Genomic DNA, 26,125 nt, shown 5'->3' with positions numbered 1-26,125 from the left:
CGTATTTCCCATTCCCCGGCGTTCACCCGATTTCCTATACTCCTCTATCTTGCACTATATCCTATATATACTGATATAGTTTATTTCGAAAAACAGTATATGAACCCGTGTCGATTTTTCATGGAACACCATGGCAGTACAACCGAAAAAAACCGGGTACATCGTTCTTGGGCTGGCAGCACTGCTCGTCCTCGCCCTGTGCCTCTGCGGGTGCACGCAGGCTCCCGCGAGTGCGGAAAAAACCCCCACCCCTGCTGCGGCCGGGGGCATTCAATCCCTGTCCGTAACAGGGTCGACCACCGTATTACCCATCGCCCAGAGTGCGGCAGAGGATTACATGGACGCCCACTCCAATGTTGATATCAAGGTCTCGGGCGGCGGGTCCGGTGTCGGCGTCCAGGCGATCGGAGAAGGCACCACCGATATCGGGATGTCTTCCCGGGAGCTGACGACCGAAGAGACGACAAAATACCCCAACCTCGTGGTGACCACCGTCGCAGGTGACGGCATCGCGGTCATCGTCAACCCGGCGAATACCGTAAACTCACTCACTCTCGACCAGATCAAGGCTATTTACCAGGCCAACATCACCAACTGGAAAGAGGTCGGTGGCCCGGATGAGACCATCGTGCTGATAGGAAGAGACAGTGCGTCCGGCACCAGGTCGTTCTTCACCGAGATGGTGCTGAAAAAAGAGAACGCAGCCCCCACCATGCTCGAGCAGAACTCCAACGGGGGTGTGCTGCTCTCGGTAGGCCAGACTCCGGGAGCTATCGGGTACATAAGCATCGGATATCTGACAGATTCGGTAAAGGCCCTCGACCTGGATGCGAACGGGAATAAGATCGAGCCGACTGTCGCCAATGTGAAGAGCGGGCAGTATCCGATCTCCCGTCCCCTGCTCATGATCACCCAGGGAGCCCCGCAGGGCCTGGCAAAGGACTACCTCGACTATATCCAGAGCCCTGAAGGACAGGCTATCGTTGCGGAAGAGGGATACGTTTCCCTGACCTGAAACGCAGGTTGAATGAGCCCTGGCAGGAGAATCCTGCCGGCTTTCACCATTTTATCAAAAAAGGTTACCATGGATGGAAATGATGAAGCTTCAGGCATGAGCGTAACGGGCGCTCCGTCACCCGCAAAATGGAATGGAATGCACATCAAAGAATCCATCCTCAAGTCGATCTGGTTCTTCTGTGCGATCTTTGCGGTCATCGTCATCTTTTTCATTTTTGTCTTCCTTTTCTGGGACGCGTATCCCATATTCCTCCAGGTCGGGTTCTGGGACTTCATAACGGGAATGTCGTGGAACCCCACCGGAAACCCGCCGATGTACGGCATCTTCCCCCTCATCGTCGATACCCTCCTGGTGACGATCGGGGCCATGGCGATCTCCATCCCACTGGGAATCGGCAGCGCGATCTATATCTCGGAGCTCGCACCCGCCCGGGTGAAGGCAGTGGTAAAACCGGCAATCGAACTGCTGGCAGGCATTCCCTCGGTAGTCTTCGGGTTCTTCGGACTTGTGGTGCTTACGGACTGGATACGCGTCACCTTCGACGTGCCTACCGGGCAGACCTGGCTGGCGGGTTCGCTCCTTCTCGGCATCATGGCCCTTCCTACAATTATCAGTGTCTCCGAGGACGCGATCGCCTGCGTGCCCCGCGAGTACAAGGAAGGGTCCCTCGCCGTCGGCGCCAACCACTGGCAGACCATTTCCCGGGTTATTGTCCCCGGTGCGCTCTCCGGCATCACTGCTGCAATCATCCTGGGCATGGGCAGGGCGCTTGGGGAGACCATGGCGGTGCTGATGGTAACGGGGAACGCAGCGATCATCCCGTCCCCTCTATGGAACATGCTCTCACCGATCCGGACCCTTACCGGGACGCTCGGTATCGAGATGGGGGAGGTTGCCATCGGCAGCATGCACTTCCACGCCCTCTTCGGGGTGGCGGTGGTCCTGTTGATGATCACCCTTGGGGTCAACCTTATCGCGAGGGGAATCCTCGGCCGGATCAGGGAGAAACAGATGCCTTCCGGTAAAAAAAGAAATAAGAACGCGCTCTCCTGTGCCATGGACCGGTCCGGATGGTTAGGCGGAGTCCGGAACGTTACCCCCTGGATCGGGGCAGCCCTGCTCACGGGACTGATGTTCCTCTTCTCCCGGGCGGGAGCGGCAATGCTCACCGTCGGGGTTGTCGGAGGGATCGCCACCAGCCGGAAACGCCTTTCGTCACGGCTCGTGCAGAAGATCGCGTTCGCACTAATCGCCCTTTCCATTATCATCGTGCTGGTCGTCCTGGGGATCATCCTCTGGGATATAATCTCAAAAGGAATCGTCAATCTCACCTGGGACTTCCTCACCCAGTCTCCCCGTGATCTCGGCCGGGCGGGCGGGATCTTCCCGGCGATCGTGGGAACGCTTTACCTGGTGTTGGGCGCTATCGCCATCTCCCTTCCTCTCGGGGTCGGAGCCGCGGTATACCTTACCGAGTACACCCGCGAAGGAACAATCACCAGGATCATCCGCACCGGAGCGGATCTCCTGAACGGTACTCCCTCTATCGTCTTCGGTCTCTTCGGCTTCGCATTCCTGGTGTTATACCTCAATTTCGGGGTATCCCTGATCGCGGGCCAGATTACCCTCGCGCTCATGGTCCTCCCCACCATCATCCGCACCACCGAGGAGGCATTAAAAGGGGTCCCGCACGCGATCCGGGAGGGAAGCCTCGCGCTGGGCGCCACGAAATGGCAGACCATCCGCCGGGTGGTCATCCCTCCGGCAATGCCCGGGATTATCACCGGTGCAATCCTCTCCATAGGACGGGCCGCGGGAGAGACCGCCCCCATACTGTTCACGGCGGTGGTCTTCTCGCAGCGGTTCCTGCCGACCTCGCTCTTCGAGCCGGTGATGGCCCTCCCCTACCATCTCTATATTCTTGCGACCAACGTGCCAAATGCCCAGGCGAACCAGTATACCACCGCCCTGGTCCTCCTCATGCTGGTCATCGCCATCTACTCTGTTGCCATCGTCATACGGCACCACTACCAAAAGACACTCCGCTGGTGAACACAATGAACAACCGCTCCATTATACTGGAAACCGAAAAACTTGACCTCTATTACGGGGAGAGCAAGGCATTGAAAAAGGTCTCCATCCGGGTGCCGGACCGGAAAGTGACCGCACTGATAGGACCGTCGGGATGCGGCAAGTCCACCCTGATCCGGTGCTTCAACCGGATGAACGACCTGGTGAACGGGTGCAGGATCAAGGGGAAGGTCCTGTACCATGGAAGGGATATCTACGGCTCCGGAGCCGACCCGGTGGACATCCGGAGAATGATCGGGATGGTCTTCCAGAAGCCCAACCCCTTTCCCAAGTCGATCTTCGAGAACGTCGCCTACGGGCCGCGAGTCCACGGGATCAACGACCGGAAAAAACTGGACGGGATCGTGGAGAAGAGCCTCAGGAACGCAGCCCTCTGGGAAGAGGTGAAGGACAGGCTCCACGAATCCGCGATGGGCCTCTCGGGCGGGCAGCAGCAGCGGCTCTGCATTGCCAGGACCCTGGCCGTCGAGCCCGAGGTCATCCTTATGGACGAGCCCTGTTCGGCGCTCGACCCTATCGCGACCTCGAAGATCGAGGCGCTGATCGACGAACTGAAGAAGAACTACTGCGTGGTCATCGTCACCCACAACATGCAGCAGGCGTCCCGGGTGAGCGATTACACGGGGTTCATGTATCTCGGCGAACTGGTGGAGTTCGGGGAGACCTCGCAGATATTCGAGCACCCGGGACTGGAACTGACCGAGAACTACATTACAGGAAGATTCGGCTGAGGAGACCATGTCTGAAAAATTTCACGCTGAACTGGAGGACACGAAGACCCATATCCTCTCCATGGCCGCCATGGCGGAGGAGATGCTTCGCGACTCCATGACCGCACTCGAACAACACGACCGCAACCTTGCGATGAAGGTAAAGGAGCGAAAGACCCTGCTCTCGGAGAAGAACGATACCCTGGAGGAGGAGGTCTACCAGCTTATCGCCCGGTACCAGCCGGTGGCGAAGGACATGCGGGCAATCGCGTGCGCCCTCAAAGTCATATCCGCCGCGGAAAGGATCGGCAGGTACGGCAAGGATATCGCCAACGTGGTGATCAAGACCCCGGAGGACTCCCGATTCGAAGACCTGGTGAGGGCCCTCTCCCTGCCCCACATGAGCGAACTGGTCCTCTCCATGATCCACGACGCGATCCAGGCGTACGACACGGGAGATGTCTCCCTGATCGCCCATCACTCGGCGCGGGACGATCGCGTCGACGCACTCCGCCATACCATATTCCGGGACGGGATAACCTACATGATGGAGGACCCACGGACGATCACCCGGTGCACCAATTACCTCATGGTCGCCCGGTACCTGGAGCGCAGCGCGGACCATTCCTGCAAGATCGCGGAGAAGGTCCACTACATGGTGACCGGAGAGCGAATAGAGATCCGGTGATGGATGTGCCCGCCCCGACCGTTGAAGAACAGGACCGGGCCACAAACACCAGGGTTATTTTTCTGTGCACCTACAACTCGGTCCGGTCCCAGATGGCGGAGGCGGTCCTGCGCCACCTCGCAGGCGACCGCTATCAGGTCTTTTCCGCGGGGATCACCTCCGCGACGGTAAGCCCGAGAGCAGTCGCAGTCCTCGAAGAAGCGGGAATTTCCACACAGGGACTTTATTCCAAGTCCATACGCCAGTTCCGGGGAGAACAGTTCGACTACGTGGTAACGGTCTGTAACGATGCCGGCAGGGTGTGTCCGGTCCTTCCCGGCGGGACGCACCATCTCCATCACCCGTTCCCGAGCTCCCCGGAACACGGCGACGATGAAGAGAAGGTCCGGGATGAATTCCGCCGGCTCAGGGACCAGATAACCGCCTGGGTTGAAAAGACATTTGTCCGTGCCCCGAAGGGGTAAGACCGCATTTCGGGATACTTATTAAGAGGGATTTTTTCCGTTTCCGGGTCAGATTGGAGAGGGAACCCTCTGGTACGATACCGGCCCGGTATATTATACGTGAGGCGGGAATTCCCGGCCCCGTGCACGCCGGATTCGTGTCCGACCCTTATCAGCCGGAATGGGAAGTTGCACTGGTTCTGCATGAAGAACCGGGACTGCGTTCACTTCGCCTTCGGTTCCGCACCGGCAGGATCCGGTTTTATCGAACATCATCCCCGGGCTCCGGCCACAGTTTTTTAAGAAAGAAGCTGCCATATGGAGTCGGGACGATCGATGGCAGAAGAAGAACTGGTGGAGGTCACGGACAGGAGCTTCGAAAAGGTGGTGGAGAGGGGGGAAAAGCCCGCGATAGTAATGTTCTATTCCCCGGGGTGCCCTTTCTGCAGGAGCATCGAGCCGTATTTCAGGCAGTACGCAAAGGAATTTGCAGGAGAGGTCACGTTCGCCCGGATCGATATCAGCAACAATATCTGGACCGCAGAGCGGTTCGGGGTCCGGGGGACCCCGACGTTCAAGTTCTTCTGCAGCGGCCGGCCGGTCGCCGACATGGTGGGTGCGGTGTATCCCACCCTGCTCAGGCGGATGATCGAGGAGGGCTTGAAAAACGGGGAGGACTGCGTGAAAAGCTCCACGGCGATCAATTACGATATCAGCGGATACGCATGAACAATTTCTCCTGCGTTGTTTTTTTGAGTATCCACCCGTGATCTGGGGATATTGCCACAGAAATTCCACGAAAAGTAAAGATTTCCTGGGACCCACTGCCGGTCAGCACCTGCTCCCATAGGAGTTACCAGTCTCCAGTACAGTAACATCACAAAAAAGGGCGTCTCCCGCCGCTATTCGTGAATCATGGTGAGCATCATCTTGAACCTGGTGTTCGCGTGGACCGCGTGAGGGATTCCCGCGGGCATGATTATCAGCTCTCCTTCCTTCACCCGGAAATCCTCCTTCTCTATGGTGACCCCCGCCTCCCCTTCGAGCACCTGCAGCATGGCATCGAAGGGTGCGGTATGTTCGGAAAGCCCTTCTCCGGCGTCGAAGGCGAAGAGGGTCACGGTCCCCGATCTTTTATACGCCAGCATCCGGCTCACGACCGAGCCCTCCTGGTACGCGACCATGTTCCCGGGGCTGAGCACCTTTCGTTTCAGGTCGTCTCCCTTTGCCTCATCCCTCGCGCCTGTCATGGATCCCGGTTCGGCATTCCGGATGAAAAATGCTTGGATGTCACGCTCTTCGATGATGCGAAGCTCGCCGATGGCGGAATAGCGTAAAGGAGACCGGGGGCAGGTCACTGTCTCCGAAGTGACGAACCTTGCCGAGCGATGTCGCCCCATCACAGGGGATGACTGCCTGGCCTGCCCCGGCGGATCCGAAGGGGGTGCGGGAAGAATCCCGGCGCGGAAAGGGGCATGATACTCTCGGCTCTCCAGCATCAGCCCCGGCAGACGGAATGCAACAGGATAATGTATATTTATTTTACCAGCTAAAATGTTGTTACAAAAATAACAACACAAGGACCGTACTCATGAGGCCTAGTATTTTTCGTTCTGTGCTCATCCTTGCCGCAGCGCTCCTCCTGCTTGCAGGACCGGGAATGGCGGGCACCACGTACCTCTCCGGTTCCCCGGATCTCTCGCTCTCGCTTTCCGGGGATACCCTGTTCTCGCCCGCAGAGGACGTGACCCTGAACGTGGTGATCAAGAACCAGGGCTTAAACGAGGTGAAACTCACCGGGACCTCCAGCTCTGCCGAAGACCTTCCCAACCAGGCACGTATGGTCACCGTCGATCTGCAGGCGGGAGACGCCCCGGTCACGGTGAAGTCGGATTCCCAGATGATCGGGGATATTCCGGGAGGATCTACTGCAACGGTCCCCTTCTCCGTAAAAATAAATCCGGATGCGGTTGCGGGCCGGTATACCCTCCCGGTACAGGTAGGCTACACCTATCTCTATTTCGTCGAGCAGATCGGGAATGACGATGCGATCTACCACTATCGCACGGTAAACGAGACCCTGGACCTTCCGCTCACGATCAAGGCGGAAGTCAATCCCGAGGTGATCGAGGTGCTTCCGGAAGACCTCTACGCAGGAGGGGAGGGCTATGTGACCCTGAAGATCCGGAACGCGGGATACCTCGACGGGCAGGCAACCGTGGCGAAGATATCGAGAAGCGGCAGTTCACCCGTGGTCCCCATGACCAGCAGCGTCTATATCGGGGATTTTCCCCCGGGCGCAGTTGCGGAGTGCCGTTACAAGGTGAAGGTCCTCGAAGGTGCGGGTGCGCAGTCCTACCCGATCGATGTGGTGGTCACCTATCAGGACGAGAACAAGGACACGGTGAGCTCGGACGCCGTGAGCGCGGGCGTACCGGTGAAGGGTAAGATCGAGTTCACGGTGGTATCCCCCCCGGCGACGATGAAACCCGGCGATTCGGGCACCCTTGAGGTCGTCTATGAGAATACCGGGGCTGGAATGGTGTACAGCGCACAGGCCCGGCTCAGCGCGACCGACCCATTCAGCAGCGCGACCGACACCGCGGTCCTCGGAGACCTCGCACCCGGGGAACGGGCCACGGCCCGGTTCCAGGTCAGCGTCGATAAATCCGCGACGATCAAGGACTTCGGGCTTGATTCCGAGGTCCGGTACAGGGACAGCCTGGGGAACAGCCTGATCTCTGATCCGTTGAAAGTCCGTGTCACCGTGGAGCCGCGGGAAGGGATCGACCGCGTGCTTGCAAACCCAATCCTTCTGAGTATCATCGGGGCGGTGATAGTGGTCGCCGGATACTACGTCTATACGAGAAAACGGAAACCGTAACCGGTAACGCTTTATCCTCCCGTTTTCTCCCGGTAACATCCCGGTACCGCCACCCCCGGGACAGCCCGCGTTCCCCGCGTCTGAAAAAATAACGGAATGCAGTTATACCTCCGGAAAAATCAAATGATTTTTTTTGGAATCCGGATCCGCCGGTGTACTACCGATATTCTCACCGCGTGGCCTGAATAAGAAAATGCCTCTCCGCCGGGCCCGGTTCTTACCCGTTTATGGTGGATGCGGGACAACCCTGATCACATATGGCAGTCGATCCCGAGCGGCTTTCCAGGTTCAAAAAGACCCTCCTGATCGCCATCCTTATCGGGATCATATCAGGCTTTGGTTCCCTGTTGTTCTTTGTCGGGTTGAAAGCGGCAATCAGCCTCGTCGCGACGGTGATCCTCGGATACCACATGCCCGCCGAAGGTATGACCCTTCAGGAGGTCTCGAACTGGACCCCTCCGCTGCATATCTGGCTGATCCTCCCGATCATTACCCTCGGAGGACTCGCATCGGGCCTGCTCATCTGGAGGTTTGCACCTGAGGCGGCCGGGCACGGCACCGACGCGGCGATCAAGGCCTTCCACGGGGACGGCAGGATCCGATGGAGGATCCCGCTCCTCAAGGCGGTCACCTCCATCATCACCATCTCCACCGGGGGAAGCGCCGGACGGGAAGGGCCGACGGCACAGATATCCGCCGGGTTCGGTTCGATCATGGCGGACCTCCTCCATCTCTCCGATCGGGAACGGCGGATCGCGATCGCGACCGGGATCGGCGCCGGGATCGGGACCATCTTCAAGGCCCCTCTCGGGGGTGCGATCCTCGCGGGCGAGATCCTCTATAAGAGGGACTTCGAGTCCGACGCCATCATCCCGGCGTTCCTGGCCTCGATCATCGGGTATTCGATCTTCGGGGCGTTTATAGGGTTCGAACCGGTCTTCCTTACCGGAAACATCGAATGGGATATCCCCCAGATCCCGTTCTTCATCCTCCTCGGGGTGGTCTGCGCACTCATGGGAATGCTCTATGTCTGGTTCTTCTATTGGTCGGGAGACCAGTTCACGGCGCTCTGGAAAAAATACCACATCCCCCCCTACCTCAAGCCCGCGTTCGGAGCAGGGCTTCTCGGGCTCATGGTGGTGATTCTCGCCTATTTCGTCCCCGGCGGGCTCGTCCCGGCACTGGCATCCCTGGGCTCGGGCTACGGGTTCATGCAGCTCGCAATCTTCACCCTTCTCCCCCTCTCGGTCCTGCTGGTGATGCCGTTCCTCAAGATAATTTCGACGTCCCTGACCATCAGTTCAGGCGGGAGCGGCGGGGTGTTCGCGCCGGGGCTCTTCATCGGGGCGGCGGTCGGCGGTTCGCTCGGCACGGTGCTCCACATTCTTGCCCCCGAATACGTTCCCCTCGCCACGGTCCCCGCTTTCGTGGTGGTAGGGATGATCGCGCTCTTCGGTTCGGTCTCGAACGCCCCCATTGCGGTAATGATCATGGTGGTGGAGATGACCGGGAACTTCTCGCTCCTCATCCCCTCCATGGCGTCGGTGGGGATCGCCGCGGTTATCACCGCAGGGAAGACCATTTACCGGGAACAGGTGGAGACCAAGGCCGATTCCGGGGCCCACCGCGGAGAGTACCTTGTCGAGATCCTGGACGACGTCCGCGTCTCCTCCGTCATGACCCCGGGTGAGAAGGTCATCTCGGTGAGCGCGGACCAGGACTGCGCCACGGTGATGGGCCTGATCGACCAGACCTGGCATACGGGGTTCCCCGTGCTGCAGGACGACCACCTGAAGGCGATCGTGACCGTCGGCGACCTGCGGAAGATGGAAGCCAGAGGGAAAGGTCACGAAGGTATCGGGAGCTGCATGGAGCGGACCGTGGTCACGGTCACCCCGGAGGATACCCTCGAGACCGCCCTGAAACTCATGATCGAGCACCGCATCCATCATCTCCCGGTAGTCGCGGGCCGGGGAAGCGACCGGCTCGTGGGGTTCATCACCACGACCGATATCATGGAGGGCTACGGGCGCCGGCTGGAAGCGCTGCACGGTGAGAAAGAGTCGGAAAATTCGCGGCCTTCGGGATCCGGCTGAACTGTTCCGGCACACGGGCGGGTCCTTATCGGGGGCGAAGCCCCTAAGAATGCGGCGTGGTAATGGTGTCAACCACGCCCGTGTTTTAATAATATTTTCCAAATGAACAACGCTCCGGGCCGTTAAATAACGGGTGCCTCCAGGAAATTCCCCGCCGGATCCAGGTACCAGGGTGAAAGAAAAAGGGTGAGAGGTGTTACCAGACTTCGGGGAAGGCCATCTCGGTATAGAGGTCTTCCAACCGGGCCTTGTGCCCCCGTTCCATGGTGGCCAGCTCGGTAAACATCTTCTTCTGGCCTGCATCGGTGCTGTGGCCCGCGAGCTGGGTATACATCTGCATAGCCTCGAGCTCTTTCCTGATCGCGAGCACGATGCCGTCGATGGGTTTCAGATCCATCGAAAGTTTCGGGGCTGCCATCTGATCGGCGATCTTATAGTCCTTGGCTGCTGAAAATTTGAGTTCTTTCACATCCCTGGACATCAGGCCTTCGAGTAACTGGCGGTGCTTGGTCTCCTCGCCTGCAAGCTCGTTGAAGAGTTTCTTCAGATTGTTATCCTTCACTTTGTCCGAGATACCCCGGTAAAAGGTATACGATTCAACCTCCCGGTCGATCGCGAGCGAGAGGATCTTACGATAGTCTTCAGGTGTCATAGCGAACACAACCTACGCTATCCCCATACTCCATTGCTCTATATAATGACTCCTCCGGGCCCTCACATTACGACAGGGCGAAGACACCGGGACTCCCGCGGAGAACCCGGGTGCGGGAGGTGGTGGTGTAGACAATGGATTTTACAATTTTCCGCGGTAATTTACGGCACTTGTGATAATCCGCCGGTACATGAGGACGGCGGGGGCTTCCGGCCGACCCCCGGATGCAGTCGCCGGTGACAGCGGGTCGTTATCCAGGGAAACAGGAGTGCCCGGATCTGTCCACATGGACAGGAATAGGATACGAATCCGGTGCAGATGGGGACAGATACGGAAAATCGCCGGAAAAGAGGAAAAAATTTGGATTATTTGAAGATATCGAAGATCTGGTCGCTTCCGGTCCCGTGGAGCCTTTCCCGCTCCTCCTTCTCGTCCACGAGGGCGAGGAGGGGCAGGTGCATGTCGACACCGGGGGTGTACCCGAACATCTTCTCCAGCTCGACCTGCTGGGCGTGCATGAAGAGCGAGTTCCTGATCTCCATGGGGCAGAGCTCCTGGCACTGGCCGCAGTTGACACAGGAGTCGGCGATGTGGGCGAACCGGATGAGGTGGAACATGAAGTTCGGCGGGACCTCTCCCGGGGGCACCAGGTAGGGTTTCTTGGTGCTGCACTCCACGCAATAGCAGATCGGGCACGCGTTGATGCAGCTGTAGCACTTGATGCAGCGTCCGGTCTCTTTCACGATCGTCTCCAGACGCTCCTTTCCGTTCCCGAGCGCTTCGAAGTCCCGTGCCCGCCACTTGTCGCCGAGCTTGAGCATCGCGTTCTCGACCTTCTTCCGGATCTCGATCCCCTTGGGGTCGGCCTTCTCGGTCTTGATGGCCCCGGCCTTGATAGCCTGGTCAAGGAGCATGGCGCCCTTCTCGCTTCCAACCTCGACGAAGGTGGCCTTGCCGGCCTTTTCGCCGATGACTCCCCAGTTCCCGCAGGCGAGGTCCGCCTGACGGGGGACTTTCAGCTTGCACCGGCGGCAGTTGGACCGGCGGCCGAAGCCCTCTTCTTCAAGCTCGTCGATGGAGATGCCCTTGTGGCCTCCTTCGTACTCGATGATGAACTGGCCCTTGTCGATCTCTTCCTTGTGTACGGTGTCAGGGTCGACGCCGTACTTCTCCCTGATCATCTTCCGGGCGGTGATGGGGCTGACCGTGCCTCCACAGTTGACCCCGATCATGATGATGTTGTCGAGGTTCACCTGCTGCCTCTTGGCAAGCTCGTAGAGCCCCATCATGTCGCAGCCCTTGACGGTCATGGCGATCTTCATGTCGCGTGCCCCGTCAAGGAAGTTCTTTACCAGCTTGGACATGAGCAGGGTCCCGGTGTGCAGGGATCCCGCGGTCTCGCCGACCTTTGCAGGGTCGGTGATAAGGGTGGGCACCGCATCATAGATGTCCTGACCCTTCTTGATGGCAAAGACCGCATCGACGATCTTCTTCTCGAGGGCGAACTTGAGCAGGCCGGTCACCGCTCCGCCGCACTCCGCCTTCTTTGCGATGTCTGCGTCGCTGGTCCAGGCATAGACCATGTCGCCTTTCGCTACCATTTTCAGGCCTCCTTGATCTTTTCAACCCGGATCGCACACGCCTTGAACTCGGGGATCTTGGCGATGGGGTCGAGCGCGTTGTTGGTAAGTACGTTCGCCGCGCACTCCTTGAAGTGGAACGGCATGAACATCACGCCTTTCATGATGTCCTTCGTGACCCGGGCAGGGACCTTGACCTCTCCGCGCCGGGTGATGGCCTTCACCATCTCCTTGTTCTGGACGCCGAGTACCTTGGCGTCCTCGGGATTGATCTCGATCCATCCGGTGGGCTCTTCCGCCTCCAGGTCCTTGGAACGCCGGGTCATCGTGCCGGTGTGCCAGTGCCAGATGCAACGGCCGGTCGTAAGGATGTACGGGTATTCCGCATCGGGGACCTCTGCCGGGGGCTTCCATGAACAGGCAAAGAACTGTCCCAGGCCGTCCGGGTGGGCGAACTTCTCCTTGTGCAGGATGGGGGTACCCGGGTGCTCCGCGGTGGGGCAGGGCCAGTGGAGCGCTTCGGGCCTTCCCAGCCGGGTATAGTTCATTCCACCGTAGGAGGGGGTGACCTTGGCGATCTCGTTGAAGATCTCCTCGGCGCTCTTCCACGCGAACTGCTTCCCGTATCCCATCTTCGCGGCGATCATGGAGGTGATCTCCCAGTCGAGCTTGGCCTGCCCGGGTGCGTCCTGTGCCTTTCTCCACATCTGGACCCGGCGCTCGGTACTGGTCTGGGTCCCGTCCTTTTCTGCGTAACAGGTCGCGGGGAGGACCACGTCGGCGAGCTCTGAGGTCTCGGTCATGAAGATGTCCTGTACGACCAGGAACTCGAGGTTCTTGATCGCCTTCTCCACGTGGTGGAGGTCCGGGTCGGAGATCATGGGGTTCTCGCCCATGATGTACATGCACTTCAGCTCGCCGGGCTTGTCGGCAAGCACGTCCATCATGGTAGTGACTTCGTACCCGTTCTTGGGCTCGCAGATGCCGTCGGGGAATCCCCATGCATCGGCGAACTTCTTATGGGCGGCCTCGTCGATGACCTTCTGGTACCCGGTGAACACCACGGGGAGCGCTCCCATATCGCAGGCGCCCTGCACGTTGTTCTGGCCACGGAGTGCGTTCACGCCGGCGCCGGGCTTGCCCAGGTTCCCTGTCAGCATCTGGATGTTGGCCACGGACTTGACGTTGTCAACCCCCACGGTGTGCTGGGTGATGCCCATGGAGTAGAGGATGCAAGCGGACTCCGCCTTCGCGAACCATTCTGCACAAGTCTTGAGCTGGGCGACCGGGATCCCGGAGATCTTGGAAACGTTTTCCAATGAGTAATCCGGCTTCATGACCTCTTCTTTCAGCTTGTCGAAGTCCTTGGTCCGGTTCTTGACGAACTCCTTGTCTTCCCAGCCGTTCTTGATGATCTCCTGCATCAGGCCGTTGAGGATGGCCACATCTGAGCCAGAGCGGAACTGCATATAGAGGTCGGCCTGTTTCGCGGTGGGGGTATACCGGGGGTCTGCGTAGATCAGCTTTGCCCCTTTCATCTTGGCCTGCATGACCTTTCGGCCGATAAGCGGGTGCTGCTCGAACGTGTTGCTCCCGAGGATGAACATACACTTGGATTCTGCGATGTCCAGGATGGAGTTGGTCATCGCGCCGGAGCCGAATGTCGCCGCGAGCCCTGCGACAGTCGACGCATGGCAGAGACGGGCACAGTGGTCGATGTGCCGGGTCTTCATCACACCGCGGGCGAACTTCATCATGACGTAGTTCTCCTCGTTGGAGACACGTGCAGATGAGAGACAGGCGCACTCGTCGGGCTTGTACTGCTTGAACTTCTTGGCAATCAGGTCGATCGCTTCGTCCCAGCTCGCCTCGACGAACTTGCCGTCCTTCTTGATCAGCGGGGTGGTAAGACGGTCGGGGTGGTTGACGAACTCGTGTGCATAGGTCCCCTTAGGGCAGACCTTGCCTTCATTGACGGGCGAACGGTGATACGGGGCGACACCGATCACTTTCCCGTCCCTGACCACGAGGTTGAACGTGCATCCGGTCCCGCAATAGGGACAGGTTGTCTGTACATACTTCATGTCCATGGTATTCCTCGAACACAGAGATCTCGACCCGGACGATATTTAACAATAATGATTAACATCTCAAAAATTGATGAATATTGGTGGGTAATGGTGCGCGGAAGGGACAGCGTAATGCAGGAAAAACCCATGAATATGTCTGGAATTGGTAAAGAGGTCGAGATATCCGGAAAATGTGGGGATGCGGGGGGGTGTGCGTGAACCGCGCCAGGGTCCCGCCCATGCTCATCGCCCTGGTCCAGACCGGGTTCGCGGCGGTGGACGGGATCGAATTTTCCCGGCTCGACTCGTGCCCTGTATGCGGCAGCGGAGCGCTTTCGGGATACGATACGAAGGAGCGGAAGTTCGCCACCCTCGCAACCGAGAACGGGACCCGGGAGATCAGGGTGAAGGTGAAACGTTACCGGTGCAGGCAGTGCGGGGCCGTCTCCCCGGCACGCTCGCCGTTCTACCCGGACACGCGGATGGGTTCCCCGGTGGTCGATCTCTGCATCGTACTTTCTCAGAATATGCCCTACAACCGGGCCGGCAGGGTAATGCGCGAGATGGGGATAGTCATCGACCGGGGAACGGTCCTGAATTACGCGGAGAGAACGTTCGGCCCCATCGCGACCACCGAGATGTTCGGGCTCAAGATCCCCCGTTCGCTCATCTCCCTCTCAATCATCGGCACCCGGCGATAGCGGCGTCCCGTCGTACGGACAGAACCCTACCGCGGGATCGGCGGTGGCGAACCCGCATGCGGGGCACCGGTGAACCTTTTTTTTCTGCGAAACGAACGGAATGATGGGAATCATCAGAAACAGGAAGAAGAAGGGAAATCCCGCGGCATAGAGGAGAACCGTCACCGTCAGGGACCCTGCAAGAAGCACCAGGGCTAAAATATACGGTCTCGTAACGCCACCTCCCGGACTGCGTACGCGGGAAGGGCGTCGGCATAGCTCCCGATAACACCGGCGAGATCGATCCCTCCCCACTGGCGAAGGAGCAGCCGGGATCCGATCCCCGCATACAGCACCGGGGTACTCTCCCCGTTCTCCGGATCGCCTCCCGCTGCGAGAATTCCTTCCCTAATCCGGCGTTTTTGTTCCTCCCAGAATGATAGCGCCACCTGATAAGCCCCGTCCATCCCGATCTCGTCGAGGTCTGCGCAGACCACGCGGGCGAGACGGCGGCTCGCTGAAAGTACGTCCCTCTCCTTCCGGTCCGGGGTATCGCAGGTATACTCCTCCGAAGAGATATGGCCGAGCACGATGTGGGCGTCGGCGCTCTGCGCAAAGAATTCAGTGCTCACAGGGGTGGGGATATTGTTCAACCGAACCTGCCCGACAAGGGTTGCCACGGGAGTGCGGAGCAGCCCGTGATAGATAAGGTACCCCTTCTGAAGGCGGTCGAGGTCGGTGAGCCCTTTGAGTGTTTCGAATCCGGAAAGCGGGACAACGTCGATGGTGGTGCTCCCCATATCCACCAGCAGGCCCCGGGGGTAGCGGGTCCGGAGGTGATCGGCTGAGGCCAGCCAGTTCGCTGCCGCGAGGGATGCCGCGGCCCGGTCGTGGAATTTTCCGTCGGTCCCGTAAAAGAGGGCGTCCGGGAATGCTTCGCGGACCTGGTCGACGATGAAAGAGATTCCCTCCTTTTTATTCGGGAAGCAGTCCGCGAGCTCCCCGCTCATTACTACCGCGGCCTTTCCTGCAGAGGCATCCCTGTGCCCGAGAAGGAGCTCTTTTAAGGGTGCTTCCTGCCAGAGCGGGCAGTAGTGAAGTATGACCCCATTTTCGTCCGCGATTTTGAGATTCGCCCCACCCACGTCGATCCCGATCATGCCCGCACCACCCTCCCGTGGTCGTCGAACCGGGCGCTCCCGGTGAGATGCACGCACCTGGGACCCGTCCCCTTTGATGCCGCTATCAGGACGTCCGCGATCTCTTCTTCCATGCAGGCCGCAATTCCGGTGATACTGGTAGTGATCCTGGGGTTCACGTCCACGACGTATGCCCGGTCCCCGAGCACAATATCTATTCCGCAGTATCCCTGGCATCCCAGCACCTGGAGGGCTCGAACGGCACTGTCCAGGATCTCGCGCTCCCGCGGGTGCCCCCTGACGGGAGTCTCTCCCCCCGAGTACCTGAACCTGCCGTCAGGGCCGATCGAGATCTCCTGGCGGTTGATCGCGAGCACGAGCGGGGGGTCCCCGCTGTAGAACTCGCAGACATTCCCGACTACCCTGCTCCCCACCAGGCTCACGGAAAGGTGCTCCCCTTCGATATACGCCTGGGTGAACTCACCCTCGCCCGGGACCTCTCCCGAAACCCGGACCCCTATGGACCCGCATCCCGCCAACGGCTTGATGACCTTCTTCCCCGGTCCGTCCCCGGGAGGGACCGCAATCCCGTGCCGGGCCAGGATATCGCCGGTCTGGCGTTTGTTCGCACAGACGGCGACGTTCATGCTCCCGCACCCGATGTTGTGGGTCAGCCGCTCCATGACCGCGGTATACTTTGCGAGCAGGTGGTCCGGGGCGATTACCAGCCCGATGTCGCATCCCGGGGCAAGCCTGCGGATTTCTTCTGCGAAATCTCCGTCTTCGGGACTCGTGACCCGGTAGCCGCATCGTTCCAGCGACCCCGCGATCACCCCGTACATCGCCTTTCCTTCCGGTGCGAGGAGCGGGTCGTGGAACATGGCGTACTCGGCGAGAAGGGCCTTCATTGCCAGTACATTTGGGGCTGAAATGTCATATAGGATGCCGATCGGTGAAGTATTTCTCTCCATCCTTCCTACGCGTACCTACCATGAGAAAAAGGATCCTGCTCACCAACGACGACGGAATCAACTCCATCGGGCTCTGGGCCGCCTATGAGGCCCTTGCCCCCCTGGGGGACGTGTGGGTGGTCGCTCCCGCCACCCAGCAGAGCGCGGTGGGGAGGTCCATCTCCATTTTCGAACCCATCAGGGTCAACGAGGTGCAGATGAACGGGGTCCGCGCCTATGCCGTGGGCGGGAAACCCACCGATTCGGTGATTATTGGTCTCTACGCAAAAAAACTCGATCCGGACCTGGTCGTGAGCGGGATCAACATCGGGGAGAACCTCTCGTTCGAGTCGATCATGACTTCAGGTACGGTGGGGGCTGCGCTCGAGGCCTCCAACCAGGGGGCCCCCGCCATCGCGTTCTCGCTCCAGGTGGAGGACCAGGGAGACAAGTTCGACGATCCCCGCCACCATGCCCAGAGTTTTGACGATGCAAAGAAGGTGGTGCAGGATATCTGTCGCACGTTCCTCTCCCGCCCGTTCCCCGCGGGCGCCGACGTGATCAACGTGAATATCCCCTCGGTGGTGAAGGGGGGCTACGAGGTCACCAGGCTTGCGAGAAAACTCTTCGTGACCGGGGTCGAGGAGCGCTCAGACCCCCGGGGGAGGCCGTATTTCTGGATAAACGGTCCCCTCATCGAGGACGCGGAGGAAGGGACCGACGTGCACGCCATTCGGAAAGGCAATGTCTCGGTCACCCCGATCACCCTCGACTGCACCGCGTTCTCCGCGGATAACGAGCTCCGGGAGTGTTTCCGGGCCGGGAAAAAATAACCTGGATCTCCCTGTAAAACACGGCAGAATATCCGAGCAGGCGGACCCGGCTGCCGCACCAAGGAATTCATCCATTTTTCATTTTCAGAAACACCGGAGTTTCAGGATCCCCGCACCACCACGCCATTTCTGCCATGAAACACCTTTGGTCGGGCCAGGTAGTCCGGTCTTTTTTTTCCCTGCACGGCACACCGGCCAATGAGAAATCCGGGCACAGATATTCCCGACATGGCCGCCGGGAAGTTCACTCCGTGCAACGGGATACTACTGCTAATAACCTTTCACGCGTACACTCTCTTTATGAAGAACCAGGGCAACGGGGGCGGAAAACAGGCGGCAGGGATTCGTGCCGCCGGGATGGTGGAGGACGGATCGGCCATTGGGCTTGGGACCGGTTCCACGGTCCTCTACGCCATGGAAGAGATCTCCAGGCGGATATCCGAGGGAATGCGGGTCACGGGGGTGCCTACCTCTCACCAGGCGGCGATTCGCGCCAGGGCGATGGGCATTCCCCTGGCAACCCTGGACGATTTTCCGGTGCTCGACCTTGCCATCGACGGGGCGGATCAGGTCGACCCGTCCCTCCGGTTGATCAAGGGGAGAGGAGCCGCCCTGACCCGGGAAAAATGCGTGGCGGATGCGGCCCGAAGGCTGGTGATCGTTGCAGATGAGGCAAAGATGGTCTCCTGCCTGGACGCAGTGGTCCCGGTGGAGGTTATCCCGTTTGCCGTGACCCCGGTATCCTGTGCGATAACCGCGCTCGGTGGCACCCCGGTGGTAAGGGAAGGGATGAAAAAAGACGGGCCGGTTATTACTGATAACGGGAATTTCATCATCGACTGCGCATTCGGCCGGATACCGGAACCTGCACGGCTGGAATCCATGATCGAGGCACTTCCCGGAGTCCTTTCCTGCGGTATCTTCTCAGGGTATGCCGGAAAAACGGTGGTAATTGTTGGCGGAACGGGAGGATGCCGGATCCTCTCCCCGTGACCCGGGCGTTAAAGGTAACTCCGCAGCTGCTGGATAAGTTTCATCTGTTTTGTGGCCTCGTCGCGTTTCTCACGCTCGATGCTGTCCATTATTTCATCGATCGGCTTTGACAAACGGTAGATCTTTACCGGACGGCCCTTGTTTTCGGCTTTCTTCTCCCTGCTCTCGACCCATTGCTGCTCGATCAGAGATGCCATGGCGATGCTCACTTCGGGCTGCCGGAGGTCAGTCCCCCGCTCGATATCCCGCGAGGTTGCCTCGGGCGCATGGGCCAGATAGACCAGAACCCTGGCAACGTTCTTCTTAATCCCGATCTTCATCAGCAGATTGGCGAACTCTTCCTCTTTCTGGGTAAAATATAATACACTTTTTGCTTTCACTCGTTCTCACCCGCGACGCGTAGTATATTCTACAAAATGATATAAATATATTATTATTAAGTCCAGAAATATCTTTATAAACTAATTCATAAGAAAAAGTCTTCAAAATTTAGAGGAGTCCGAGGTTCTTGAGATCGTTCACGATCTTTTGAACCGCCTTCCTTGCATCCTCAGGTTCTTTGCCGCCGGTAATGATAAGTTTACCTGATCCGAACAGGAGGACCACGACCTTGGGAGTCTCAAGCCGGTAGACCAGTCCAGGGAACTGTTCGGGTTCGTACTCGATCCGGTCCAGGTTGAACCCCACCGCGATCTTGTTCAGGTTTATCCCCGACCCGAGATCCGCCGATGTGACGATGTTCTGAATCTTGTAGGTCAGTTTCTGGGGGATATCGATATTCAGCCCCCGAAGCAGGTTGCCGAGAATTTCGAGCCCCTCCGAGAGGCTTTCAATGCTCTTTGCCCCGGTAAGGACAACTTTTCCCGAACCAAAGACCAATGCCGCGATCTTCGGTTCCTGCATACGGATCACGACCCCTGGGAACCGTTTTTTATTGTATTCCGCGTCCTTGATCTGCGATGCAAGCGCGGGAAGATCCAGGTAATCGGTCACCTTTGCGGAGGCCACGATATTTTCTATCTTCAGAGAATCCTCTGGCTTGACCTTCATATTTATAAATGATTCTGGGCAGTATATAAAGAGTTGGGTGTTAGTCCTCCAGGGTCGAGATATCCCCCGGATCTATCCCCATTTCCTTTGCTTTCAGCAATCTTCGCATAATTTTTCCGCTCCTCGTCTTCGGAAGACTATCCACGAACTCTATCTCCGAAGGCATGGCGACAGGCCCGAGGTTCATCCGTACCTGGTGAAGGATCTCATTTTTAAGTTTCTCCCCGGGGACGTTTCCCTGGCGCAGGATCACAAACGCCTTGATGATGTTCGCCTTGACCGGATCGGGCTTTCCGATGACCGCAGCCTCGGCCACCGCTTTGTGGGAGGTGAGCGCACTTTCCACCTCCGCCGTCCCGATGTTATGCCCGGCCACGATGATCAGGTCGTCCGACCGCCCGATGATCATGAAATACCCGTCCTTGTCCTTTACCGCCATATCCCCTGCGGTATAGCAGGTGCCGATAGTGGACCAGTACTGCCGGTAACGCTCCTCGTTCTGGTATACCCCGCACATCATGGAAGGCCAGGGCTCCCGGATTACCAGGGCACCTGCGGTGCCGGGTGGCACGGAGTTGCCCGCCTTGTCCACCACGTCGGCGACCACACCGGGGATGGGTTTACCGGCAAAGCCCGGTTTCATAGGCTCCCCGACGAGGGTGGTGATCATGTGCATCCCGGTCTCGGTCTGCCACCAGGTGTCCACCACCGGGAGCTTCTCTTTTCCTATCAACCGGTAGAACCATTCGAATGCCTCGGGGTTGAGTGGTTCCCCTACCGAGGCCAGGACGCGGAGCGAGGAGAGATCGCACCGGTTCGGCCAGTCGTCGCCGAACCGCATGAACATCCTGATGGCGGTGGGAGCGGTATAGAGGATGGTGACCCCGAACTCCTGGACCATGCGCCACCATCCCCCGGGATCGGGAAAATCCGGGGTGGCCTCGGTGAGGAACACGGTCCCCCCGGCGAGGAGCGGGCCGTATACCACGTACGTGTGGCCGGTGATCCACCCGGGGTCCGCGGTACACCAGTAGACATCGTTCTCCTTGAGGTCCAGGACGTTTTTCGTGGTGTAGTACGCCCCCACCATATAGCCTCCGCAGGAATGGACAATCCCCTTCGGGGCCCCCGTCGTCCCGCTGGTGAAGAGGATGAACAGGGGGTCCGCGGAGTCCATCTCCTCGGCGGTGCAATCCCGTGCCATGCCCCCGATCAGGCCGTAATAGTCGACCTCAATCTCTGCGTGGATCTCCACCGGTTGCTCCAGGTCTCGCCTGAGCACGATCACGTGCTCCACGGAAGGCGCCTCGACCACCGCCTCTTCCACCACGCTCTTTAAGGGGATCCTCTTCCCCCGGCGGAGCGTCATGTCCGCGGTGATCACCACTTTCGCGCCGGCGCTTACGATACGGTGGTTCAGTGCCCCGGCACCGAACCCCCCGAATACCACCGTGTGGATCGCACCGATCCGTGCGCAGGCGAGCATGGATATTACCTGCTCCGGGACCACCGGCATATAGATGCAGACCCGGTCGCCTTTCCCTACTCCCAGGCTCTTCAGCCCGTTGGCCAGCCTGCAGACCTCGCGGGCGAGTTGCCGGTAGGTGAAGACGCGTTCCTCGTCGTCCTCCCCTTTCCAGATCAGGGCGACCTTGTTCCTCCTCCCGTTGTTGACGTGCCGGTCCAGGCAGTTACGGGTGATGTTCGTCCGGCCGTCGATGAACCAGCGGGCATGCGGGTGGTTCCATTCCCTGACTTTTGCGTAAGGGCGGGACCACTCGAGCTCGCCGGCGACCCGGTCCCAGAACGCCCCTGGGTCGTCCCGGAACTCCCGGTGCCTTGTCTCGATCTCCTGCATCGTAGCCTGATCGCGTATCGACGGGTCAGGCAGATAGGTCCTGGTCCCGGTCATCACAGTATGTTCTTCCACCATGGTATCGCCCGAAAAACACGTGTATCCGATTTTGCCGGAACCGTGGGAACCGGCAGGATGTCATTATAGATCGTGCAAGATTCGTAATAAATTTTTATCACCGGATTTCTGTGTAAAAGACCGCGTTCCGTAAAAAGAATTCCCGTTCTGGAATGTCGCGGATCGGAGACACGACCCGGGGGAATATCTTACCGGAGGTCGCCGGGGAAATACCGTAAAGAATGACGCCGGCATTTCATGGCCGATAGTCACGTGAACACACGAGGTTTTTCAGAGAATGGAATTTGAGGAAAAGAGTTGTGGGAACGGAATTGTGGAACAATTCCCAGGGGAAACCGTAACGGGACCCCCTCACGGCACCGCATACGGGTGGCTCGTCCGGTTCCGCAGGGTCGTGGGCGGGCCCGGTCCCCTTGATTTCCCTTTCATTGAGCCCGCCCCGATAGCCCGGGTGTCACCCATCGGGTTGTCTTGTGATGGTATGACATACTTCCGTCTTTCACCGGAAGGTGAAAAGCGTAGGGAGCGTGCGGGGCGAAAGTGAGCGCAGATTCATTCAAAAGACCCGAAATCCGCCACGTCAGGAAAAAGGCCGGGATACGAAGACGGCACCTGCTGTCGGTATCGGGGGGAGATTAAAACGAGGTTTACCCGTTCTGGTAAAACCGGGATATAATGGGGGGTTAATGTCCCGGCCCGGGAGAAGATCTCCCTGCCCATCCACACACCAAAATAGAGAATGGGGTACCTATGATGGGCCTTCGTTCTATATAAAAGAAGAATATTCGCATTTGGTCCGTGCGCCGGTCAAACGCGCTTCAGTTCATTCAGCATGGTCATTCCGTTGAGACCATCCGGACCAGCTCGGGATCCGTTTCTCTCATGCTGTCGACCTGTTCCCGGATTCGACCGTCAAATATCCCGTCCGATGCCAGGTTCACCGCGGGCAACCGGATCATGGACGAATACGGGTCCTCGACCATTCGCTGCTTCCTCAGATATACCTCATTTTCTTGAGATTTTTAAAAAATATTTGCCGATAAAAATGAGAATATGGTTCGTAAAATCCAAAAATGGCTTAAAAATCAGATAATTAGCAAAGGTGGGCGAGAGGAATGAAGATGGTACCCGGGCCGCGAGTTGCATACCGGGAAAAAAGGATGGATGGATTGTTTAATCGTATTCTCTCCAGGTGTGGCCGCACGCGGTACACCGAAAGAACCTGACCTCGCTCTCATCGGCGGCACGGAGCTGGCGGAGCCACCAGAATGCCTCGTTGTGCTCGCACTTGGGACACTTGGTCGAGATAGTGGGAAGGGTTCTTGCCTGTTCCTCGTCTTCCACGATGACCATCTCCTTCTCGCTTCTTCTGTGGGTCTTTTTCATCTGATCGGAGGATTCGATCTTCCTGATGTACCCGCATTTCCTGCATTTGAGCTGGCCGGCCGAGGAGATCATGAGGCTTTTGCATTCAGGGCAGAACATTGTTTTAATTATGCGTGTGCAACCAAGATTAATGCTTGGTTAGGGCAAAAAAAGGGAAAAAAAGAGCGTTTCAGGGGCCTGCCGCGATGCCGCATGGGAACTCTTTTTGACCATTCCGTCCTGACATTAGGTAATGGAAGAATACCTGGTCCTTTTCTCGGGCATATTTTTCATCGCATTTCTTCTCCCGGTAAGGGCCAGGAAGTACTTCGGGATGCTGGGGTGGACCGGCATGGTCCTCTTTCTCTTCGCGGAGATCCCCTACTATTTCTCCATCAATAACTTCCTCTATCCCCTTATCGCGGTCCTTTCGGTCCCGTTCCTTGCATTCACGGTGAAATACCTGAACCGGGAGAACCTGCGCGTCATGCAGCTCACCACGGCCGCCTCGGTTGCCTTCCTGATCTATGCCCCGTTCGCCTTTACCCCGCTTGGGGACTGGTTGATCTCGGTGGTGGTCGGGCAGGTGGTGTGGCTGCTCGATGCGTTCGGGTACCCCACATCACTGTACGCCTGGAACACGGTCATCCGGAACGGGTTCCGGGTTGAGATCATCCTTGCCTGTACCGGGATCCAGGCCATCGCCATCATGCTGGGGGTTGCCGCCGCGGTAAAGACCACGCTCCGCCAGAAAGTGGCCGCGTTCCTGATGGTCGTCCCCACCATCTATATCTTAAACCTCATCCGCAACACCGCGGTGATCATCGCCTATACGGAGCAGTGGTTCCCCTATTTCCCTGAGATCGCGGGCAATGGAGAATACGGGTACGAGAGCTTCTTCTGGGCCCACAATGTCTTTGCCGAGCTCCTCGCCCTGGTCCTCCTGGTTGCTATCGCGTACGGGCTGTTCCGGCTTATCCCGGAACTCGCCCGGTTCGCCACCGAGCTTTTCGCCCTGTATCTCAACGAGGTACGAGACTTCACCGGCCGGAAGAAGACGCCACCATCTCCTCCCTCGGAAAAGGACTGATCTCCGGCATTTTGGATTTGTAAAACCCGGCGTTGTTGATTCCTCTTGCCTTACCGTGCAAGACGGATTCACCGATGAGGTGCCTGGATATACCACAGTCCGGGCATATCCGTTGGGACGCACAGAGGCGTGCGCAGGCTCCAGGGCGTCATATTCGCATTAGATCTCTTCTGATAATCCTGGCCGCATTTTTAAAAAAAGCCGGAATCCTCTCTTCCAGGTGCCCGGGAACTCACTGCATCCCGGGATACAGGACATCGTATTCGGTGACCAGGTTGGTCCCCGCCATATAATGCTTCTTTAACTGCAGCCGGATCATCTCGTCCTCCGACTCGATGTGCATCCCGCCTACCAGCGACGGGGTATCCGACCCTCCGACAATGAAAGGCAGGTGGATCAGGCGTATCTCGTCCACCAGGCGATGGTGGAGCATGTGCCAGTTCAGGGTGGGCCCCCCTTCTATCATCAGGCTCCCGATATGGTACTCCTTTTTGAGGAGGCGCATGAGCGCGGGGAGGTCGACCTGGTGTTTCCCCACCCGGGCGACGTTCACCCCCTTCTCCCTGATCTTCCTTACCCGATCCTCGGGGGCGTCCTCGGAGACCGCGATCAGGGTGGGGGCATCGGTTCCCAGCACGTTCGCATCGAGCGAAATGTCGGCCCTGCTGCAGGGGATCACCCGTAGCGGACTCTTTCCCTCCACGTATCGTACGGTAAGATAGGAGTTGTCGATCCGTATGGTATTCGACCCTACCATGATTGCGTCGTATCTGGCCCTGGTCTCGTGAAGCAGGATCTCGGTCGCATGATCCATGTATTTCATCAGGATCTTGGAGGAGGATCCTTTTTTCAGGGTAAGCTTCCCGTCCACCGTGATCTCGGACATCATGAGGACATGGGGCCGCTCGGTTGGGTCTGGCAAAATAACTCCTTTGTAATAGTGGTTTCTCTCCGGAGTATAATTATAGACATCGATTTTTCCGGACAGGAGTAAAATCGCGTGCAAGGGCCGGGAATCAAGATATAAATCCGTTATAATATCCGGGGGGCTTCCACGGGCCCGGGCCGGCCGGGGGATCCGGTCCCGGAAGGGAAAAAGTAGTGGAGAGAGTTTTATCCTCAACCTTCCAAGGTATTAAGGCATGAATATAACCGCGCTCCGCCCCAGGCTTGTAGGCTATCTCGAGCCGGTGGCAGGCGCGTTCGTCAGGGTGGGCATCACTCCCAACCAGATATCCCTTCTCTCGCTTCTGTTCGGGATACTCTGTGCGTATTTTTTTGCCATCGGGATGTTCCCGCTGGGGAGCCTGATGCTGATCATCTCCGCGTTGCTCGACCTGATCGACGGGAGCGTGGCCCGGATGACTTCCAGGACCACCAAGTTCGGGGCGGTCTTCGACTGGATCGTGGACAAGTACGTCGACGCCCTGGTGTTGCTGGGAGTCGGCCTCTCGGGGGTCGCCATCGTCTCCCGGTTTTATCCTGTCAGCCCTATGGCAGACTTCGCGCTTGTCGCCGCGGCGATAATCGGCTCCCTGATGAACACTTTCATCAAGCCGGTTGTCTATGCCGAGATCGGCTACCAGGAGCGGGTCGACGGGAAGATCGAGGACCCTCTCGAGGGGGTGGGGTTCTTCGGGCGTCCCGAGACGTTCCTGGTACTGGTAATCGGAGGGCTTGCCGGCTACATCTGGGTCTCGGTCCTCATCATCGCGATCTGCACAAACCTCTCCGCCCTGCAGCGGATCGGCTACCTCTACCGGCGGCTCTCGTGAAAGGTCGGATATTTCACGGGCGCAGATTTCTTCTCCCGGGGTCGTCTGGTAACCAGACATCCTATCAGGATGGTTCCGCCGCCCCC

Annotated in this window: 26 protein-coding genes; 13 read left to right on the top strand and 13 right to left on the bottom strand. The window is 58.4% G+C overall.

What is annotated here, in order from left to right:
• The first annotated feature begins 130 nt into the window (after positions 1-130).
• The 6 genes from J2741_RS03790 (at position 131) to J2741_RS03765 (ending at position 5,679) form a co-directional block, all read left to right on the top strand.
• On the top strand, positions 131-1,015 hold the full coding sequence (locus J2741_RS03790; protein ID WP_209673697.1) for a phosphate ABC transporter substrate-binding protein: 885 nt from the start codon (positions 131-133) through the stop codon (positions 1,013-1,015).
• Positions 1,016-1,111: 96 nt separating this feature from the next.
• Positions 1,112-3,070 (top strand): phosphate ABC transporter permease PstA, encoded by a 1,959-nt coding sequence (gene pstA, locus J2741_RS03785; protein ID WP_245249384.1) that lies wholly within the window; start codon positions 1,112-1,114, stop codon positions 3,068-3,070.
• A gap of 5 nt (positions 3,071-3,075) precedes the next feature.
• Positions 3,076-3,840, top strand: a complete 765-nt coding sequence (gene pstB / locus J2741_RS03780) for a phosphate ABC transporter ATP-binding protein PstB (protein ID WP_209673696.1) — start codon at positions 3,076-3,078, stop codon at positions 3,838-3,840.
• Between the two features lie 7 nt (positions 3,841-3,847).
• A complete protein-coding gene (gene phoU, locus J2741_RS03775; protein WP_209673695.1) occupies positions 3,848-4,507 on the top strand; it encodes a phosphate signaling complex protein PhoU in 660 nt (219 codons plus the stop codon).
• A complete protein-coding gene (locus J2741_RS03770) occupies positions 4,507-4,971 on the top strand; it encodes an arsenate reductase ArsC (RefSeq protein WP_209673694.1) in 465 nt (154 codons plus the stop codon). Before phoU ends, J2741_RS03770 begins: the two co-directional genes overlap by 1 nt.
• Before the next feature lie 315 nt (positions 4,972-5,286).
• Positions 5,287-5,679 (top strand): thioredoxin family protein, encoded by a 393-nt coding sequence (locus J2741_RS03765; RefSeq protein ID WP_209673693.1) that lies wholly within the window; start codon positions 5,287-5,289, stop codon positions 5,677-5,679.
• A 173-nt stretch (positions 5,680-5,852) separates the two neighbouring features.
• Here the strand turns inward: J2741_RS03765 and J2741_RS13085 are convergent, their stop codons facing one another.
• Positions 5,853-6,350: a cupin domain-containing protein gene (locus tag J2741_RS13085; RefSeq protein WP_342452220.1), complete on the bottom strand. Its 498-nt coding sequence runs from the start codon at positions 6,348-6,350 to the stop codon at positions 5,853-5,855.
• 191 nt (positions 6,351-6,541) lie between these two features.
• Here J2741_RS13085 and J2741_RS03755 point away from each other — a divergent pair, with 191 nt between their 5' ends.
• Both J2741_RS03755 and J2741_RS03750 read left to right on the top strand, forming a co-directional pair.
• Positions 6,542-7,834: a COG1361 S-layer family protein gene (locus J2741_RS03755; protein ID WP_209673692.1), complete on the top strand. Its 1,293-nt coding sequence runs from the start codon at positions 6,542-6,544 to the stop codon at positions 7,832-7,834.
• Between the two features lie 257 nt (positions 7,835-8,091).
• Entirely contained in the window at positions 8,092-9,930 is a 1,839-nt protein-coding gene (locus J2741_RS03750; protein WP_209673691.1) for a chloride channel protein, read from the top strand.
• 196 nt (positions 9,931-10,126) lie between these two features.
• Here J2741_RS03750 and J2741_RS03745 read toward each other — a convergent pair whose 3' ends face one another.
• The 3 genes from J2741_RS03745 to fdhF form a co-directional block, all read right to left on the bottom strand.
• Positions 10,127-10,582, bottom strand: a complete 456-nt coding sequence (locus J2741_RS03745) for a ferritin-like domain-containing protein (protein ID WP_209673690.1) — start codon at positions 10,580-10,582, stop codon at positions 10,127-10,129.
• Between the two features lie 365 nt (positions 10,583-10,947).
• On the bottom strand, positions 10,948-12,183 hold the full coding sequence (locus J2741_RS03740; RefSeq protein WP_209673689.1) for a Coenzyme F420 hydrogenase/dehydrogenase, beta subunit C-terminal domain: 1,236 nt from the start codon (positions 12,181-12,183) through the stop codon (positions 10,948-10,950).
• Between the two features lie 2 nt (positions 12,184-12,185).
• The gene (fdhF, locus tag J2741_RS03735) at positions 12,186-14,252 is read right to left on the bottom strand and encodes a formate dehydrogenase subunit alpha (RefSeq protein ID WP_209673688.1); all 2,067 of its coding nucleotides are present in this window, start codon (positions 14,250-14,252) and stop codon (positions 12,186-12,188) included.
• 194 nt (positions 14,253-14,446) lie between these two features.
• Here fdhF and J2741_RS03730 point away from each other — a divergent pair, with 194 nt between their 5' ends.
• On the top strand, positions 14,447-14,932 hold the full coding sequence (locus tag J2741_RS03730) for a hypothetical protein (protein WP_209673687.1): 486 nt from the start codon (positions 14,447-14,449) through the stop codon (positions 14,930-14,932).
• Here J2741_RS03730 and J2741_RS03725 read toward each other — a convergent pair.
• Genes J2741_RS03725 through J2741_RS03715 form a run of 3 tightly spaced genes read right to left on the bottom strand, consistent with a single transcriptional unit; the run spans position 14,909 to position 16,958 of the window.
• Positions 14,909-15,121, bottom strand: coding sequence for a hypothetical protein (locus J2741_RS03725; protein ID WP_342452219.1), 213 nt, complete (start codon positions 15,119-15,121; stop codon positions 14,909-14,911). The two genes, J2741_RS03730 and J2741_RS03725, sit on opposite strands and share 24 nt — an antisense overlap.
• 5 nt (positions 15,122-15,126) lie before the next feature.
• Positions 15,127-16,071 (bottom strand): hydantoinase/oxoprolinase family protein, encoded by a 945-nt coding sequence (locus tag J2741_RS03720; protein ID WP_209673686.1) that lies wholly within the window; start codon positions 16,069-16,071, stop codon positions 15,127-15,129.
• The gene (locus J2741_RS03715) at positions 16,068-16,958 is read right to left on the bottom strand and encodes an ATP-grasp domain-containing protein (protein ID WP_209673685.1); all 891 of its coding nucleotides are present in this window, start codon (positions 16,956-16,958) and stop codon (positions 16,068-16,070) included. Before J2741_RS03715 ends, J2741_RS03720 begins: the two co-directional genes overlap by 4 nt.
• 83 nt (positions 16,959-17,041) lie before the next feature.
• Here J2741_RS03715 and surE point away from each other — a divergent pair, with 83 nt between their 5' ends.
• Entirely contained in the window at positions 17,042-17,833 is a 792-nt protein-coding gene (gene surE / locus J2741_RS03710) for a 5'/3'-nucleotidase SurE (protein ID WP_209673684.1), read from the top strand.
• A 300-nt stretch (positions 17,834-18,133) separates the two neighbouring features.
• Positions 18,134-18,826: a ribose-5-phosphate isomerase RpiA gene (gene rpiA / locus J2741_RS03705; RefSeq protein WP_209673683.1), complete on the top strand. Its 693-nt coding sequence runs from the start codon at positions 18,134-18,136 to the stop codon at positions 18,824-18,826.
• Positions 18,827-18,834: 8 nt separating this feature from the next.
• Here the strand turns inward: rpiA and J2741_RS03700 are convergent, their stop codons facing one another.
• The 5 genes from J2741_RS03700 to J2741_RS03680 form a co-directional block, all read right to left on the bottom strand.
• Entirely contained in the window at positions 18,835-19,206 is a 372-nt protein-coding gene (locus tag J2741_RS03700; protein WP_209673682.1) for a MarR family transcriptional regulator, read from the bottom strand.
• Between the two features lie 109 nt (positions 19,207-19,315).
• Positions 19,316-19,876 (bottom strand): TATA-box-binding protein, encoded by a 561-nt coding sequence (locus J2741_RS03695; RefSeq protein WP_209673681.1) that lies wholly within the window; start codon positions 19,874-19,876, stop codon positions 19,316-19,318.
• A 40-nt stretch (positions 19,877-19,916) separates the two neighbouring features.
• Complete coding sequence (acs, locus tag J2741_RS03690; protein WP_209673680.1) at positions 19,917-21,809, bottom strand: acetate--CoA ligase; 1,893 nt, start codon at positions 21,807-21,809, stop codon at positions 19,917-19,919.
• An 836-nt stretch (positions 21,810-22,645) separates the two neighbouring features.
• Positions 22,646-22,792 carry a hypothetical protein gene (locus tag J2741_RS03685; RefSeq protein WP_209673679.1) on the bottom strand — a complete coding sequence of 49 codons (147 nt, stop codon included), beginning with the start codon at positions 22,790-22,792 and terminating at the stop codon, positions 22,646-22,648.
• Between the two features lie 190 nt (positions 22,793-22,982).
• Positions 22,983-23,294, bottom strand: coding sequence for a transcription factor S (locus J2741_RS03680; RefSeq protein WP_209673678.1), 312 nt, complete (start codon positions 23,292-23,294; stop codon positions 22,983-22,985).
• A gap of 133 nt (positions 23,295-23,427) precedes the next feature.
• Here J2741_RS03680 and artA point away from each other — a divergent pair, with 133 nt between their 5' ends.
• Positions 23,428-24,264 carry an archaeosortase A gene (gene artA, locus J2741_RS03675; protein ID WP_209673677.1) on the top strand — a complete coding sequence of 279 codons (837 nt, stop codon included), beginning with the start codon at positions 23,428-23,430 and terminating at the stop codon, positions 24,262-24,264.
• A gap of 232 nt (positions 24,265-24,496) precedes the next feature.
• On the opposite strand, the gene J2741_RS03670 is transcribed toward artA, so the two are convergent.
• Entirely contained in the window at positions 24,497-25,153 is a 657-nt protein-coding gene (locus J2741_RS03670; RefSeq protein ID WP_209675472.1) for a RibD family protein, read from the bottom strand.
• Between the two features lie 253 nt (positions 25,154-25,406).
• Here J2741_RS03670 and J2741_RS03665 point away from each other — a divergent pair, with 253 nt between their 5' ends.
• On the top strand, positions 25,407-26,039 hold the full coding sequence (locus J2741_RS03665) for a CDP-alcohol phosphatidyltransferase family protein (protein WP_209673676.1): 633 nt from the start codon (positions 25,407-25,409) through the stop codon (positions 26,037-26,039).
• Positions 26,040-26,125: the final 86 nt, after the last annotated feature.

The sequence above is a fragment of the Methanolinea mesophila genome (assembly GCF_017873855.1).
Lineage (GTDB): Archaea > Halobacteriota > Methanomicrobia > Methanomicrobiales > Methanospirillaceae > Methanolinea_B > Methanolinea_B mesophila.
The sequence above is the reverse complement of the archived record's forward strand: the minus strand, read 5'-3'. Positions and strand labels throughout refer to the sequence as shown.